Source organism: Pseudoxanthomonas sp. LjRoot206 (genome assembly GCF_056175725.1).
The window spans coordinates 153052-167250 of sequence record NZ_JBGFFI010000006.1; the positions used below are offsets into that span (position 1 = coordinate 153052).

The window sequence follows — 14199 nt, forward strand, 5'->3', positions numbered from 1 at the left end:
GGATTTGATGGATACCTTGGAACGCTCCGCTTCCCCTGCGCGCACCGTTCGCGCTCCGATCGGCACCCAGCTGCACTGCAAGAGCTGGCTGACTGAAGCGGCCTACCGCATGATCCAGAACAATCTGGACCCCGATGTTGCCGAGCGCCCGGAAGACCTGGTGGTCTACGGCGGCATCGGTCGTGCTGCGCGCGACTGGAGAAGCTTTGACCGTATCTTGGAAACGTTGCGATCGCTTGAGGATGATGAATCCTTGTTGGTGCAATCGGGAAAACCGGTAGGCGTGTTCCGCACGCATAAGGATGCACCGCGCGTACTGATCGCCAACTCCAACCTGGTGCCCCACTGGGCGACTTGGGAGCATTTCAACGAGCTCGATAAGAAGGGCTTGATGATGTACGGGCAGATGACCGCCGGCAGCTGGATCTACATCGGTAGCCAGGGCATCGTGCAGGGAACCTACGAGACGTTCGTTGAGCTGGGTCGCCAGCACTACGGTGGCAACTGGCAGAACAAGTGGATCCTCACCGCAGGCTTGGGCGGTATGGGCGGCGCGCAAGCATTGGCCGCAACGCTAGCCGGCGCCAGCAGCATCGTGATCGAGTGTCAGGAGTCGCGAATCGATTTTCGCATTCGCACACGCTATGTCGATCACAAGGCCACCTCCATCGAGCAGGCCCTGCAGATCATTGAAAGCAGTCCAGTCCCCGTGTCGGTGGGATTGCTGGGCAATGCGGCCGAATTACTCCCGCAGTTCGTCGCTCTTGCACGCAATGGCGGCGCCCGCCCCCATGCGGTGACCGATCAGACCTCGGCGCATGACCTGATCAACGGGTATCTGCCGTCGGGATGGACGGTGTCGCAGTGGGAGCAGGCCCGGGCCGGCAGCGACGGCCAACGCCGTGAATTGGCGCAGGCCGCGGCCGCCTCGTGCGCCACGCACGTACGCGCCATGCTTGATTTCCACGCGCTGGGCGTGCCGACGATCGACTACGGCAACAACATCCGGCAAGTGGCCCTGGATCAAGGCGTGGACAATGCCTTCGCCTTCCCTGGCTTCGTGCCCGCCTGTATCCGTCCGCTCTTCTGCCGGGGCATGGGGCCTTTCCGATGGGTGGCCCTCAGCGGCGACCCGGAAGATATCTACAAGACCGATGCCAAGGTCAAAGAGCTGTTTCCGGATAACACGCATCTTCACCAGTGGCTGGATCAGGCGCGGGAGCGCATCGCGTTCCAAGGCCTGCCTGCCCGCATTTGCTGGCTGGGTCTGGGCGAGCGACACAAAGCGGCTTTGGCATTCAATGAAATGGTGCGTAACGGCGAATTGAAGGCGCCCATCGTGATTGGGCGTGATCATCTGGATTGTGGCTCGGTCGCCAGCCCCAACCGCGAAACCGAAGGCATGCGTGATGGTTCCGATGCGGTATCGGATTGGCCGCTGCTCAATGCCCTGCTGGCCACCAGTGGCGGCGCCACGTGGGTAAGCCTGCATCACGGAGGCGGCGTGGGCATGGGGTTTTCGCAGCATTCGGGTGTAGTCATCGTCTGCGATGGCACTGAACAAGCCGACCGGCGGCTAGCGCGCGTGCTATGGAACGATCCGGCCACCGGGGTCATGCGCCATGCTGATGCCGGCTACGAGCAAGCATTGGCGTGCGCGCGTGAGCATGAGTTGATCTTGCCGGCCATCCTGGAGTGAGCATCATGCTGAACTTGACGCCTGGCCAAGTGACCTTGGCGCAGCTGCGGCAGATCGCCGAAGGTGCCGCCCCCATCGCACTGGACCCCGCCTGTTGGGATCAGGTGCGCGCCTCTTCCCAAGCCGTCCAGGCCATCGTGGTGGCCGGTGAGCCTGCCTATGGCATCAACACCGGCTTTGGCAAGCTGGCCAAGGTCCACATAGCGCGCGAGCAATTGGAGCAACTGCAGACCAACCTGGTGCGCTCCCATGCCGTTGGCATGGGCCCGCTGCTCGATGACGCCTGCGTACGACTGATCTTCGCCACCAAGATCGCGTCTCTGGCCCGAGGCTACTCGGGCGTACGCGAGCAGACGCTGGCTACGCTAGTGGCGATCTACAACGCACAGATCTGGCCCTGCATTCCTGCCCAAGGCTCAGTAGGCGCCTCCGGCGATCTGGCACCGTTGGCGCACCTGACGTTGGCAGCCATGGGCGAAGGCCACGTGCGGGTTGACGGACAGGTGCTGCCCGCCAGCCAGGCGCTGGAACACGCGGGCATCACCCCGATCCGGCTGGCGGCCAAGGAGGGGCTGGCCCTGCTCAACGGCACGCAGGTATCCACCGGCATTGCATTGATGGCGCTGTTCGCGGCAGAGCAGATCTACTCAGCTGCCGTGTTGAGCGGCGCGATGAGCGTCGATGCCGCCTGCGGCTCTGACTCGCCCTTCGATCCGCGCATCCATGCCGTGCGTGGCCAGCCGGGCCAGATTGTCGTGGCCAAGCACTACCTTCGCCTGCTGGCCGGTAGCGCGATCCGTGAGTCGCATCGTCAGAACGACACGCGTGTGCAGGATCCTTACAGTCTCAGGTGCCAGCCTCAGGTGATGGGGGCCATACGCGACGTGATGCAACATGTGGCACAAGTGTTGTGGACAGAGGCCAACGCGGTCTCTGATAACCCACTGGTCTTCACCGATACCAGCGAAGTGATCTCGGGTGGCAACTTCCACGCCGAGCCCGTGGCCTTTGCTGCGGATCAACTGACCATGGCAGTGTCGGAGATCGGTGCCTTAGCCGAGCGCCGGATTGCCTTGTTGATCGATTCGACTTTGTCAGGTCTGCCCGCATTCCTGGTGGCCAACCCGGGCGTCAATTCAGGTTTCATGATCGCCCACGTGACCGCCGCTGCACTGGCCAGCGAAAACAAAACCCTCTCCCATCCCGCCAGCGTGGATTCTTTGCCGACCTCGGCCAACCAGGAGGACCATGTCAGCATGGCGACCTTCGCCGCGCGCAAGTCTCGCGAGGTGGCCGATAACGTGCGTCGCATCGTGGCCATCGAAATGCTTGCCGCCTGCCAAGGCATCGAGTTCCGACGGCCGCTGCAGTCTTCGCAGGCTTTGGAAGCGGTGCACGCGCAGGTACGCGCCCTGGTACCCCGCTACGACGAGGACCGCTATCTGGCCCCCGAGATGCAGGCCATCGAGGCCTTCATCCAACGAGGGGGGCTGCAACCGTTCCTGGAGTGGCCATTGCAGGAGACGGGCAGGTGAATCCTGCATGGGCGGGGCGCGTGGATCTGCCGTTGTCGGCCGATACCCAGCGCTGGCATCAGGTGGTGGCGTCGGACCCGGATCTTGGCGCTCCTGGCATTGCCCTGCTGGGCTTTGCCAGCGATGAAGGCATTCGTCGCAATGCCGGACGGCCAGGTGCTGCACAAGGGCCCGATGCACTTCGCAGGACGTTGGCCAACCTGCCCGTGCTACAACCCTGCCCTCTTTACGACGCAGGCAATATCGTCTGCGAGGATCGTGCCCTGGAGCTGGCACAGGCCCACTACTCCCAGCGCGCCCAACAACTCTTGGATAGCGGGCATTGGGTCGTCGGCTTAGGCGGAGGTCACGAAATTGGCTATGCCAGCTATGCGGCCCTGTGCGGCCACCTCGGACCATCACCATCGCGAATCGGCATTTTCAACTTCGATGCTCATTTCGATTTACGCGAGCAGGGGTGTGCGAGTTCCGGCACGCCCTTCCTTCAAGCATTGGAGCACGCCCACAGGAGTGCCACGCCGCTCCAGTACCACTGCATTGGCGTCAGTCGCTCCAGCAATACACCGCGCTTGTTCGCTACGGCCGAACGTGAGGGCGCCCACTACATCACCGATGACGCCCTAAACGCGTGGAATTGGCACGCACAAGCGGAAGTGGTGAATCGCTGGTGTGATGCGGTGGACGTAATCTACCTGACCCTGTGCCTGGATGTATTGCCGCAAGCCACTGCTCCGGGTGTGAGCGCGCCTAATCCAAGAGGCGTGAGCCTAGAGGTCGTGGAAGCATTGATGGACTTGATCCTGGCTTCAGGAAAGGTGCGGTTGATGGATGTGGCTGAGCTGTGTCCGCCCTTGGACTTAGATCAAGCTACTGCGCGCATAGCCGCTCGCCTAATCCACCGCGCCTGTAGCGCGGTACGACCGGCGCTCAACAGGAGCGGGCAGCTGAACTCTATGGCTTGAGGCTACCGACTTGTCCTTGCCAACCGATCTAGCGCGGGGCAAGCATCACCCGCGGAGGCTTGGCATTCGTCTACCAATTGTTTCAGCCCGGTCTCCAACAAACGCAAATCTTCAATGCGCTGGCGGACTTCGCTCAACTTCTGTTCCGTCAGCAATCGGGTTTGCTCACACGCGCCCCTGCCCTCGATCTGCAACAAACTAGCTATCTCATCAAGACGGAACCCGGCCGCCTGAGCTCGTCGGATAAATCTAAGCCGGCTAACATCAGCCTCACCATAGCGCCGTACACCGCGTTGTGGACGTTCGGGCTCAGGAAGCAAGCCCCGCCGCTGGTAATAGCGAATCGTCTCGATATGTACATCCGCGGCCTTTGCCAGCCGACCGATGGTCATGGCACTCATGATCACTGCTTGACTCCGTACCATGGTACGGAGAATAACATACTGCCATGAGTCAGCATCGTCCTCCCAAGTCCTTTTTGCCACCTCTTTGGGGCGCGGCGGTTGCCGCTGTTGGCGCGTCAATATGCTGCGTGGTGCCGCTGGTGCTGGTCTTAATGGGAATCAGCGGAGCATGGATCGCTAACCTCACGGCCTTTGACGTCTGGCGCCCTTGGTTGAGCGCGCTCACCATACTTTGCTTGGCTTGGGCGTTTTGGACCCAGTATCGCTCAGGCGCGCAGCGGTGCAGCAATGACGGTGGCTGCACGGATACCCCATCACTAAGGCGCCGCCGTCGTTGGCTCTGGATGGCCGCCAGCGGGATCGTGCTGTTGCTACTCTTTCCCTATTACATTAGCTGGTTCTTGTAAGGAGCACTTTATGCGCGCAATGCTTCTTGGTCTGATCATGACGATCTGGATGTCGGCGGCTTGGGCCATCACACCTCAACGGGTCATGTTGCATGTGGAGAACATGACGTGTCCGGCATGCAGCATTACCATCGAGAAGGCCTTGGACAAGGTGCCTGGGGTAACGTCCACTCAGGTAGACACACGGGCTGGAACAGTGACCGTTATTTTTGATGCGAAAATCGTGGATTCAGCGAGAATAGCAAAGGCGATCACTGACGCCGGTTTTCCAGCGACCATCAAGACAGGATCGGAAAGTGGCTGACATGCAACTGGCCAGCACCTTGACTTGCCCTGTATGCGGTCATCGGGCAACAGAGACCATGTCCACAGACTCATGTCAGTTCTTCTATGAATGCGTGAACTGCAATAAGTTGATTCAGCCCAAAACAGGCGATTGCTGCGTTTTCTGTTCTTACGGCACGGTGCCGTGCCCGCCTATTCAACGGCACAGCTCCTGCTGTTCTGGCGCAGCCTAGCTAACCCCTCCTGGGCGGGGACACCGTTTTACCTAGTCTTTGAGCGGCGCAAGTAGACAGCAGACGTCACCGCGATCAATTGGCGAGAAGTTGCTTCATCTGGGCGATCTCTTGCTTCTGCGAGGTGATGATGTCCAGGCAGAGTCTGGTCAGCTCGGGATCCTTCAGGCGGTTTTCTTCGCACATCAGGATGGCGCCGGCATGATGGGGAATCATAGAGCGGATGAACTGCCGATCAGTCACCGCGGCCTGCGTACGGATTCCCCACCAACAGAACAGCATGAACGCCACGGTCACGCTGGCCAGGATCAGGTTACGCCGACGATCGGGGTACATGCTGGACATGAGCCAAAGCTCGATCAACAGCATCGGCGCAGCCATTAGCCCTGCCATGTAGAGCTGGTTGACGTTGTGATAGACGTTGGCCCACTGATCGACCATGGCATACATCAGGGCGTACATAGCCAGGAACGACAGGGCCATCATCAGCAGCAGGCGACCGTAGTGCCCCTGATGCGTCTGACCGGGACTTCCTTGCGAGGCGTGTTGCCCTAGATGCTGCGTGTGCGTGCTTTCGTGCTTACCGTGCGAAGAAGACATGTCGATCTCCGTGGGAATAGCAGAACATCGCCGAATCCCGGGGGCCAAGGACCCAGCCCCCGGGGAGATAGCAGTTACATACCCTTGCCGGCAGCGAATTCCTGCGGGCTCAGCTTGCCGTCCTTGTTGCTATCGAGCATGCCAAAGTGGGGTGCCAGCTTGTGCTTGGCCAGCTCTTCCTTGGACAACGAGCCGTCCTTGTTGGCATCGAGCTTAGTGAAGTCGGCATCGGCCGCGGCCGGCTTGTGCTGACCATGCTCCTGCTTCTTATGATCCATCGGCTTGTGCTGGCCGTGGTCGGTGGTGGGCGTGGTGGTCTGGCCACCGGCGAAGGCCGCGCCGGCCATCAGGAACAGGGCCATCATCGAGAGGGAGGCATAACGCTTCATTGCAGTACTCCTTGTGGGATATGAGCCATCAGTGACAGGAATGGCCGCGCGCAGGCTCATCGGCGCGGTCAGGGTGAGAGGTGGCAACAACGGTGGAGCCGGACAAACGCAAGGCATTGGTGACCACCGAAACCGAGCTCAGGCTCATGGCCAGGGCCGCCATCATCGGACTGAGCAAAAGGCCGAAGCTGGGGTACAGCAGGCCGGCGGCGATGGGCACGCCGATGGCGTTGTAGACGAAGGCGAAGCCCAGGTTCTGCTTCATGTTGGCCACTGTCGAAGACGAGATGGCACGGGCTTGCACGATGCGCCTCAAATCACCCTTGACCAGGGTGAGCTGGGCGCTGGACATGGCCACATCCGTGCCCGTCCCCATCGCGATGCCCACATCGGCTGCCGCCAGGGCCGGCGCATCGTTGATGCCATCGCCGGCCATGGCCACACGACGCCCTTGGGCTTTGAGTTGCTGGACCAGTTCGGCCTTGTCCTGAGGTTTGACGCCGCCACGCACATCGTCGATGCCCAGCGTGCGCCCCACGGCCTCGGCCGTGGCCTGTGCGTCACCGGAGGCCATCACCACGTGCAGGCCATCGGCACGTAGCAGGTTCAAGGCAGGCAAGGTCGTGGCTTTGATGGGATCAGCCACCGCAATGGCGCCGGCCAACCGCCCATTGACCGCCAGGAACATCACGCTGGCGCCTTCTTTGCGAAGACGCTCGGCGCTGCTCTGCAAGGGGGCTACATCGGCGCCAACCGATGCCATCAGGCTTTGGTTGCCGAGCACGACATCCTGATCGGCCACGCGCCCGCGAACGCCTTGGCCGGTGAGCGAATCAAAATCCTGGGCGGCCACCAGGTTCAAGCCACGTCGTTGGGCTTCAGCCACGATGGCCTCGGCCAGGGGGTGCTCACTGCCCTGCTCCAGGCTGCCGGCCAAACGAAGGATCTGATCGGCGTCGAAACCGGCGTAGGAGAGCGTGTCGCGAAAGGCTGGACGTCCCTCGGTCAACGTACCGGTCTTGTCCACGATCAAGGTGTCGATCAGACGTAGCTGTTCGATCGCCTGAGCGTCGCGGAACAGGACTCCGACCTGCGCAGCGCGGCCGGTGGCGACCATGATCGACATGGGGGTAGCCAAACCCAGGGCACACGGGCACGCAATGATCAGAACCGATACGGCATTGAGGACGGCAAAGGTCCATGACGGTTCGGGTCCAAACAGGCCCCATCCGAAGAAGGTAAGCACCGCCGTGGCCAGCACGGCCAGAACGAACCAGTACGCCACCTTGTCCGCCATACGCTGCATCGGCGCGCGAGAGCGCTGGGCCTGGGCCACCAACTGCACAATCTGCGACAGTACCGTCCCGGATCCGACTTTGTCCGCCCGGATGACCAGGGCGCCCGTCCCGTTGAGCGTGGCGCCTATGACGTGGTCACCGACAGTCTTCTCCACCGGAATGGGTTCACCGGTCAGCATCGACTCATCGACACTGGTGCGACCTTCGATGACTTCCCCATCGACCGGCACCTTCTCGCCCGGTCGTACGCGAAGCAGATCACCCACATGCACGTGATCCAGCGCAACGTCCTCTTCGCCCCCATCGGGCTTGACGCGGCGTGCCGTCTTGGGCGCCAACCCCAGCAGCGACTTGATGGCTGCCGAGGTTTTGGAGCGCGCCCGCAGTTCCAGCAGCTGGCCGAGCAGCGTGAGCGAGACGATGACCGCCGCTGCTTCGAAGTAGACCCCCACCCGTCCATGCTCGCGGAAAGAGTCCGGAAACAGGCCCGGCGTCACGGTGGCCACCACGCTGTAGCCAAACGCGGCGGCCACGCCGATGCCGATCAGCGTCCACATGTTGGGGCTGCGATTGCCGATGGACTGTAGGCAGCGCACAAAGAAAGGCCACCCCGCCCAGAGCACCACCGGGGCGCTCAGCACGAGCTCAATCCAGGTGCGCGCCTGCGTGGACAAGCCGGGCAGACGATGTCCCAGCATGGCCAAGACCAGGACGATCAACGTCAAAGGCAACGTCCACCAGAAGCGTCGGGTGAAATCGCGTAACTCCGGATTGTCGTCCTCCTCCAGCGACGGCATCTCCGGCTCCAGTGCCATGCCGCAGATCGGACAGGTGCCGGGACCTGGCTGACGAATCTGCGGATGCATCGGACAGGTATAGACCGTGGCATGGGTATCGCGGGGGGGAGCCACCGCTGCTGGGGCGGTCATTTCAACTTGCTGGGCAGCACCGTCCGTATAACGGTCGGGATTAGTGATGAACCGCTCTCGGCATCTGGCTGAGCAGAAGTGATACTTCGTTCCGCCATGCAGAGCGTGGTACGGCGTTCTAGCCGCGGAGACCTGCATACCGCATACCGGATCACGCACCGAGTCTGGACCATCGCTGGCACCCTGCGGCATCGCCTTGCCGGCTTCATCGTGGGAATGAGGGGACATGGATCACTCTGGGCTGGAAGAAGGGATCGCGAGCAAACTGTCAGCTGCGTTGACCGTGCAGGACGTAAGGCTGCGTGGTGCCATCGGGCAGTACAAATTCCACCGTATAGGGTTGAACACGTCCGTCGGGCATCTCCATGCCAGGAGAACCGGCAGGCATCCCCGGTAGCACTAATCCACGGCCTACCGGGCGCTCACGCAACAGGCGCAGGATGTCTTGCACCGGCACATGACCTTCGACGATGTAGCCATCGATCTCGGCGGTATGGCACGAGCCGCGTCCATAAGGAACGCCCAAGCGCGCCTTGATCGGGTTCAGGTCTTCGCTGTTGTGCACCTCAACCGTAAAACCTGCTTTCTCCAGATGCTCCACCCACAGTTGGCAGCAACCGCAGGTCGCACTCTTATGTACTTTGACCAACGGCAACGGACGCTGCGGTTGAGTGACCTGCTGCGCAGCCGCCGATGTCGGAGATTGGGCGTCCGATGCCGCCTCTGAATTGACAGCCGATTCGGGGCGCGCGCATGCGGTCAGCGACAAGGCCGTGGCCAGCAGAAAGAGACAGCTGCGTGAAGTGTTCATCATGCTTCCTTAAGAGATGCCCGAGCGCCGAGGCGCTCGGGCGTGGAGCCGGGGCAGCTCCATGAAGGGATCAATGCTGGTGATCGTGGCCGTCATCGGCCTTGGGAGCTGGCTCGGCTGGTTTGGCTGGCATGGAGCCGTGCTGATCGTGCTCGCCCTCGGACTTGGCCTGCGCAGGTTGCTTTGCCGGCTCGGCCGCATGCACGTGCGTCTTGCCGTCGGCATGCACATGCGTGGTGCCTTCCTTAGGCTTGCTCATGTCCATGCCCATGCCACCTGCTTCATGCCCCTGGCCATGGCCATGGCCATCACCCATCTCTTCGCTATCACCGCCGCCATGGTGATCTGCACCCGCTTCCTCGCCATGCGAGTGCCCGCCGGTCTCACCGCCACCGTGTGAATGGCCATCACTGCTGGCTACCAACGCCTGGTAGCCGGCCTTGTCCAGCTTGGGCAGCTTCTGCAGGAAGGCCGACATGTTCCAGATGAACTCATCGTCCATGCTGCCGCCCCACGCAGGCATGCCGCTGGCCTTGATGCCGTGCTTGATCACCCAGAACGCCTCAGCTGGACCCACCGGGTGCTTGCTTAGGTTTGGTGGCGCGGGGTACAGACCCTTGCTCATCTCGGTGGCCGCCGCATCTGGCGAAAGATGACAGGTCACACACATAGCGTTGTAGTTGCCCGCACCCTGGCGGATACGCTCAGGATCATCCAGGTTCGTGGGTACCTGAAGCTTGGCGGCGCGCACCTCAATGGAACGCTCACGCGCCGTTTCAAGTAGCGCATACACCGGGCGACTATGCGGATCATCAGCGGCCACGTTGTACACGCCCAGAGAGACCGCGGCGGTTGCGACCACCGCAACCAATGCCACGCCGGCGCCGAGCCATACCCACATCTTCTTGTTGGATTTCATTGTCAGTTCCCCTTAGAACCAGGTACGAAGGCCGATGACCAAGCGCGTGTCTTCAAAAGACTCGCCATGCTCGCGTCGCATGTCTGCGGTATTGCCAAACGCACGCTCGTACACCACGCCGATGTAGGGAGCGAACTTTCGGGTGAACTCATAACGAAGTCGCAGGCCCGCCTCAGCGGTACTCAGACCCGAACCTATTCCGCGCAATGGATCGTTCTTGCCATACGCCGTGACCTCCACCAGCGGCTGCAGGATCAGCCGATTGGTCAGCAGCAGTTCGTACTCGGCCTCGACATTGGCAGCAGTCTGGCCGCCTTCGCCGAGATAGGCTGTGGCGGATACTTCGAACTTCATCGGTGCCAAGCCCTGTACGCCGATAGCGGCGAAGTTCTGCGAAGCCCCCGGCTTGAAGTCATGGCGCACACCGGCTACCACATCCCACCACGTGGAGATACTGCGGCCGTAGAGCACTTCCAGATCAGCCGACTCGGTCTGACCATCTGTGCGTTCGCCTTCACTGCGGAACCAGACGCGATTGAGGTCCGTACCGATCCAACCCTGACCCTCCCAACCCAGCCCTGTGCCCGGATCGGCATCCCAGGCTTCCAGGCGATTGAGCAGTACGTAGCTCTTGATCGAATTGTCATGCACCGGATGCGCGTGTGCGGGCGCGATGGCCGCCTGACGATCAGCCTCGGTCACCGCAGGAATCGGGGTGCGCGGCTGCGTTGGTGCGACAGGCCCATGTCCCATCTGACTGTGGTCCATGCCCTCCATCGATTGCATGCCAGCTTCTGGCGTAGCGGATGCGGGCGAACCGTGGCCCATCTGCGAATGGTCCATCCCCTGCATCGCAGGCGTGGACGTGCTGGAGGCGTCGGACGCAGCGGGCTGTGCCATCTGACTGTGATCCATGCCCTGCATCGGCTGCGTCTGCGCTTTGGGCGCTGCAGGTGTACTCGCGGGCGAGCTGTGCCCCATCTGCGAGTGGTCCATGCCCTGCATGGCAGGCTCGGCTGCTTGAGCCGGCGGCGCGGCATGGCCCATCGCCGCATGATCGATAGTCGCTTCGCTGGTCTTGGCCGGTGTTGTAGGTTTGGGGGCTGGCGCAGGCTTTGATGTCGGCGCCTGATGTGCAGAGTGATCCTGAGCCTGGGTCTGCGCGCCCTGCTCCATCGGCATGGAGCCGTGCTGCATGGATTGGGCGCTGGCCGCATTGGCCAGGGCCAGCGAGATAGCCAGGGTCAGCGCAGTCAGGGTGGTATTGCGTCTATTGATGTTCATTCGTCGACCCTCACCGTGCGCATCATTCCGGCTTCCATGTGATAGAGCAGGTGGCAATGGAACGCCCAGCTGCCCAACGCATCGGCACGCACGCGATACGTACGTCGGCTGCCTGGCGGCATGTCCACCGTGTGCTTGCGCACCATGAAGTTGCCGCTATCGTCTTCCACATCGCTCCACATGCCGTGCAAATGGATCGGGTGGGTCATCATCGTGTCGTTGACCAATACGATGCGCATGCGCTCGCCGTAGTTCAGCCGTAGCGGCTCGACATCGGAAAACTTCTGACCATTGAAACCCCAGGAGAATTTCTCCATGTGTCCGGTCAGATGCAGCTCGATCTCGCGACCGGGGTCGCGTCCGTCAGGGTCTTCAAAGGTGCTCTTGAGCATGGAATACGTCAGTACATGACGGCCGTTATCGCGCAGGCCATTGCCCGGATCGTCCAAGCGCGAAGTCACGCTCATGGCTTGGTTGTCCAACAGGGGATTGTTGGTCTCGCTGGCAGGGTGTGATTGCATGCCCCCATGCTGCATGCCGGCCATGGCACCATCGCCGGCGGCGGGCATCGCGTGACCCGCATGGGCCGAGGCCTCATTGCCGCTGGCAGGTGGGGTCATGCCGGGCATGCCCATGGCTGCACCACAGCCGCCTTCCATGCCCTTGCTGCCGCCAGACATATCCATCGATCCATGATCCATGCCCATGTCTGCCATCGTCAGCAGCGGCCGGGGATCCACAGACGGAAGAGGCGCGCGTAGTCCTTCGCGCACGGCGAGCGTGCCGCTGACGTAGCCGGTGCGACCGGAGTCCTGGGCAAAGATGGTGAATGCGTCCTGCCCGGAGGGCTCCACGATCACATCGAAGGTTTCTGCTACTGCAATGCGGAACTCGTCGACCGAAACCGGATGGACGTACAAGCCATCCGCCGCGACCACGGTCATCTTCAACCCCGGAATACGCACATCGAAGTACGTCATGGCAGAGCCATTGATGAAACGCAGACGCACCTTCTCGCCACTGCGGAACAACCCGGTCCAGTTGCCCAGAGAGGTCGTGCCGTTCATCAGGTAGGTGTAGGTGTTGGCGTTGACGTCGGACAGATCCGTGGGCGTCATTCGCATCACGCCCCACATCTTGCGATCTTCCAACGTGGCCGACAGACCATTGCGCTTCACATCGCGCGCGAAATCGCCGACCGTGCGCTTGTAGTAGTTGTCATGGCCCGGCATCTTCTTCAAACGATCGAACAGGGCCGTCGGGTCCAGGTCTGTCCAATCGCTCAGCATCACGACGTAGTCGCGATCGAAGCTGAAAGGCTCTGGCTCCAGTGGATCGATCACGATCGGTCCATAAAGCCCAGCTTGTTCCTGGAAACCTGAGTGGCTGTGGTACCAGTAGGTTCCGCCCTGATGCAGGGTGAACCTATAGTGGTAGGTCTCACCACGTCCGATGCCGTCAAAGCTCAGGCCCGGCACGCCGTCCATGTTGGCCGGCAGAATGATGCCGTGCCAATGGATGGAAGTATCCGTGCCATGGAGGGAGTTGGCCGGCAATGCATTGGAGACACGCAGGTTGACCGTGGTGCCTTCCCGCCACCGCAGCAACGGCGCCGGAACGGACCCGTTGACCGTGATCGCGGTGCGGGTCTTGCCGGTGAAGTTCATCGGCGTCTCGCCGATGGTCAGGTCAAACTCGGTGCCCGACAATACGTTGGCTTGTCCGGGGCCCTTGAGCGCCCAACTGGCTTTGGGCCAGAACCCCAATCCTGCGACTGCGCCTCCCAAGGCCAAGCCTTGGACAAATCGCCGCCGCGAAGGCAGCAGCGGTCCACCATGTGGACCACGAAAATCATCATGCGACATGTAAATGCTCCAAGCGTCGTGTTGCCACCGGCAGGCGGTGGTACAGAGCGGGTGGCTGGCCTATACAGGCATGCAAGCCACACCAACGGCGCCATTGCGGCGCCTAGGGACGCTTAGCCGATCGGTGGTCGGATCAGATGAGGCAAGGCAGGCGCCGGATGCCCCAAGGGCAGCGGCATGACATCCAGGCCCAAGGCCAGTTGTACCGAAACATGCAGGCGCGCAGGCAATGCGCTCGCGCACGCGTGCACGCAGGCGCACCGGCACGCAGACGACTTGCAACAGTCGGGGCCGGCATGATCGCCGTGCCCAGTGCCAGCCTTTTCAATCGATGTGGCATCGGGATGATGCTCAGCACTGTGATGGGCGACGCAGTCTTCGTCGACTTGCACCGCGGCAGCGACTTCGCTGGCCTGCTCTTCCATCACCGGATTCATACTGACCGACGCAAACGCCGACCACGCCCCGTTAAGCACGAGCATGGCGATCAGGATCAGTCGCAGTAGAAGTGAGGAGGCTGACACGGGCGACATGGTAAATCACTTTAGACAAGGCGCGCGTGTATCGGTCGTGAACAAA

General features: G+C 61.7%; 16 protein-coding genes. 7 read left to right on the forward strand and 9 right to left on the reverse strand.

From position 1 onward, the window contains the following. Positions 1-7: 7 nt before the first annotated feature. Genes hutU through hutG form a run of 3 tightly spaced genes read left to right on the forward strand, consistent with a single transcriptional unit; the run spans position 8 to position 4196 of the window. Positions 8-1699: a urocanate hydratase gene (gene hutU / locus AC04MD_RS18290; RefSeq protein ID WP_046934789.1), complete on the forward strand. Its 1692-nt coding sequence runs from the start codon at positions 8-10 to the stop codon at positions 1697-1699. Further along, on the forward strand, positions 1696-3234 hold the full coding sequence (gene hutH, locus AC04MD_RS18295; RefSeq protein WP_202924162.1) for a histidine ammonia-lyase: 1539 nt from the start codon (positions 1696-1698) through the stop codon (positions 3232-3234). The genes hutU and hutH overlap by 4 nt, the downstream gene beginning before the upstream one ends. Continuing rightward, entirely contained in the window at positions 3231-4196 is a 966-nt protein-coding gene (gene hutG, locus AC04MD_RS18300) for a formimidoylglutamase (protein WP_046934806.1), read from the forward strand. Before hutH ends, hutG begins: the two co-directional genes overlap by 4 nt. 2 nt (positions 4197-4198) lie before the next feature. On the opposite strand, the gene AC04MD_RS18305 is transcribed toward hutG, so the two are convergent. Beyond that, positions 4199-4597 carry a MerR family transcriptional regulator gene (locus AC04MD_RS18305; protein WP_080955572.1) on the reverse strand — a complete coding sequence of 133 codons (399 nt, stop codon included), beginning with the start codon at positions 4595-4597 and terminating at the stop codon, positions 4199-4201. Between the two features lie 47 nt (positions 4598-4644). Here AC04MD_RS18305 and AC04MD_RS18310 point away from each other — a divergent pair, with 47 nt between their 5' ends. Genes AC04MD_RS18310 through AC04MD_RS18325 form a run of 4 tightly spaced genes read left to right on the forward strand, consistent with a single transcriptional unit; the run spans position 4645 to position 5581 of the window. Beyond that, on the forward strand, positions 4645-5007 hold the full coding sequence (locus AC04MD_RS18310; RefSeq protein WP_046934791.1) for a mercuric transporter MerT family protein: 363 nt from the start codon (positions 4645-4647) through the stop codon (positions 5005-5007). A gap of 10 nt (positions 5008-5017) precedes the next feature. Then, positions 5018-5311, forward strand: a complete 294-nt coding sequence (locus AC04MD_RS18315) for a heavy-metal-associated domain-containing protein (protein WP_046934792.1) — start codon at positions 5018-5020, stop codon at positions 5309-5311. A 1-nt stretch (position 5312) separates the two neighbouring features. Beyond that, positions 5313-5525 (forward strand): GDCCVxC domain-containing (seleno)protein, encoded by a 213-nt coding sequence (locus AC04MD_RS18320; RefSeq protein WP_080955569.1) that lies wholly within the window; start codon positions 5313-5315, stop codon positions 5523-5525. Then, complete coding sequence (locus tag AC04MD_RS18325; protein WP_475498672.1) at positions 5477-5581, forward strand: hypothetical protein; 105 nt, start codon at positions 5477-5479, stop codon at positions 5579-5581. Before AC04MD_RS18320 ends, AC04MD_RS18325 begins: the two co-directional genes overlap by 49 nt. Positions 5582-5600: 19 nt before the next feature. Here AC04MD_RS18325 and AC04MD_RS18330 read toward each other — a convergent pair whose 3' ends face one another. The 8 genes from AC04MD_RS18330 to copL form a co-directional block, all read right to left on the reverse strand. Beyond that, on the reverse strand, positions 5601-6125 hold the full coding sequence (locus AC04MD_RS18330) for a DUF305 domain-containing protein (RefSeq protein ID WP_046934793.1): 525 nt from the start codon (positions 6123-6125) through the stop codon (positions 5601-5603). 74 nt (positions 6126-6199) lie between these two features. Further along, positions 6200-6514 carry a hypothetical protein gene (locus AC04MD_RS18335; protein ID WP_046934794.1) on the reverse strand — a complete coding sequence of 105 codons (315 nt, stop codon included), beginning with the start codon at positions 6512-6514 and terminating at the stop codon, positions 6200-6202. Positions 6515-6542: 28 nt separating this feature from the next. Next, on the reverse strand, positions 6543-8969 hold the full coding sequence (locus AC04MD_RS18340; protein ID WP_379605912.1) for a heavy metal translocating P-type ATPase: 2427 nt from the start codon (positions 8967-8969) through the stop codon (positions 6543-6545). Between the two features lie 40 nt (positions 8970-9009). Further along, entirely contained in the window at positions 9010-9552 is a 543-nt protein-coding gene (locus AC04MD_RS18345) for a DUF411 domain-containing protein (RefSeq protein ID WP_080955570.1), read from the reverse strand. A gap of 70 nt (positions 9553-9622) precedes the next feature. Further along, a complete protein-coding gene (locus AC04MD_RS18350) occupies positions 9623-10471 on the reverse strand; it encodes a c-type cytochrome (protein ID WP_228903386.1) in 849 nt (282 codons plus the stop codon). 12 nt (positions 10472-10483) lie between these two features. After that, complete coding sequence (locus AC04MD_RS18355; protein ID WP_046934796.1) at positions 10484-11755, reverse strand: copper resistance protein B; 1272 nt, start codon at positions 11753-11755, stop codon at positions 10484-10486. After that, positions 11752-13620 (reverse strand): copper resistance system multicopper oxidase, encoded by a 1869-nt coding sequence (locus AC04MD_RS18360; protein WP_046934797.1) that lies wholly within the window; start codon positions 13618-13620, stop codon positions 11752-11754. The genes AC04MD_RS18355 and AC04MD_RS18360 overlap by 4 nt, the downstream gene beginning before the upstream one ends. A gap of 113 nt (positions 13621-13733) precedes the next feature. Then, a complete protein-coding gene (copL, locus tag AC04MD_RS18365) occupies positions 13734-14153 on the reverse strand; it encodes a transcriptional regulator CopL (RefSeq protein WP_046934798.1) in 420 nt (139 codons plus the stop codon). Between the last annotated feature and the right edge of the window lie 46 nt (positions 14154-14199).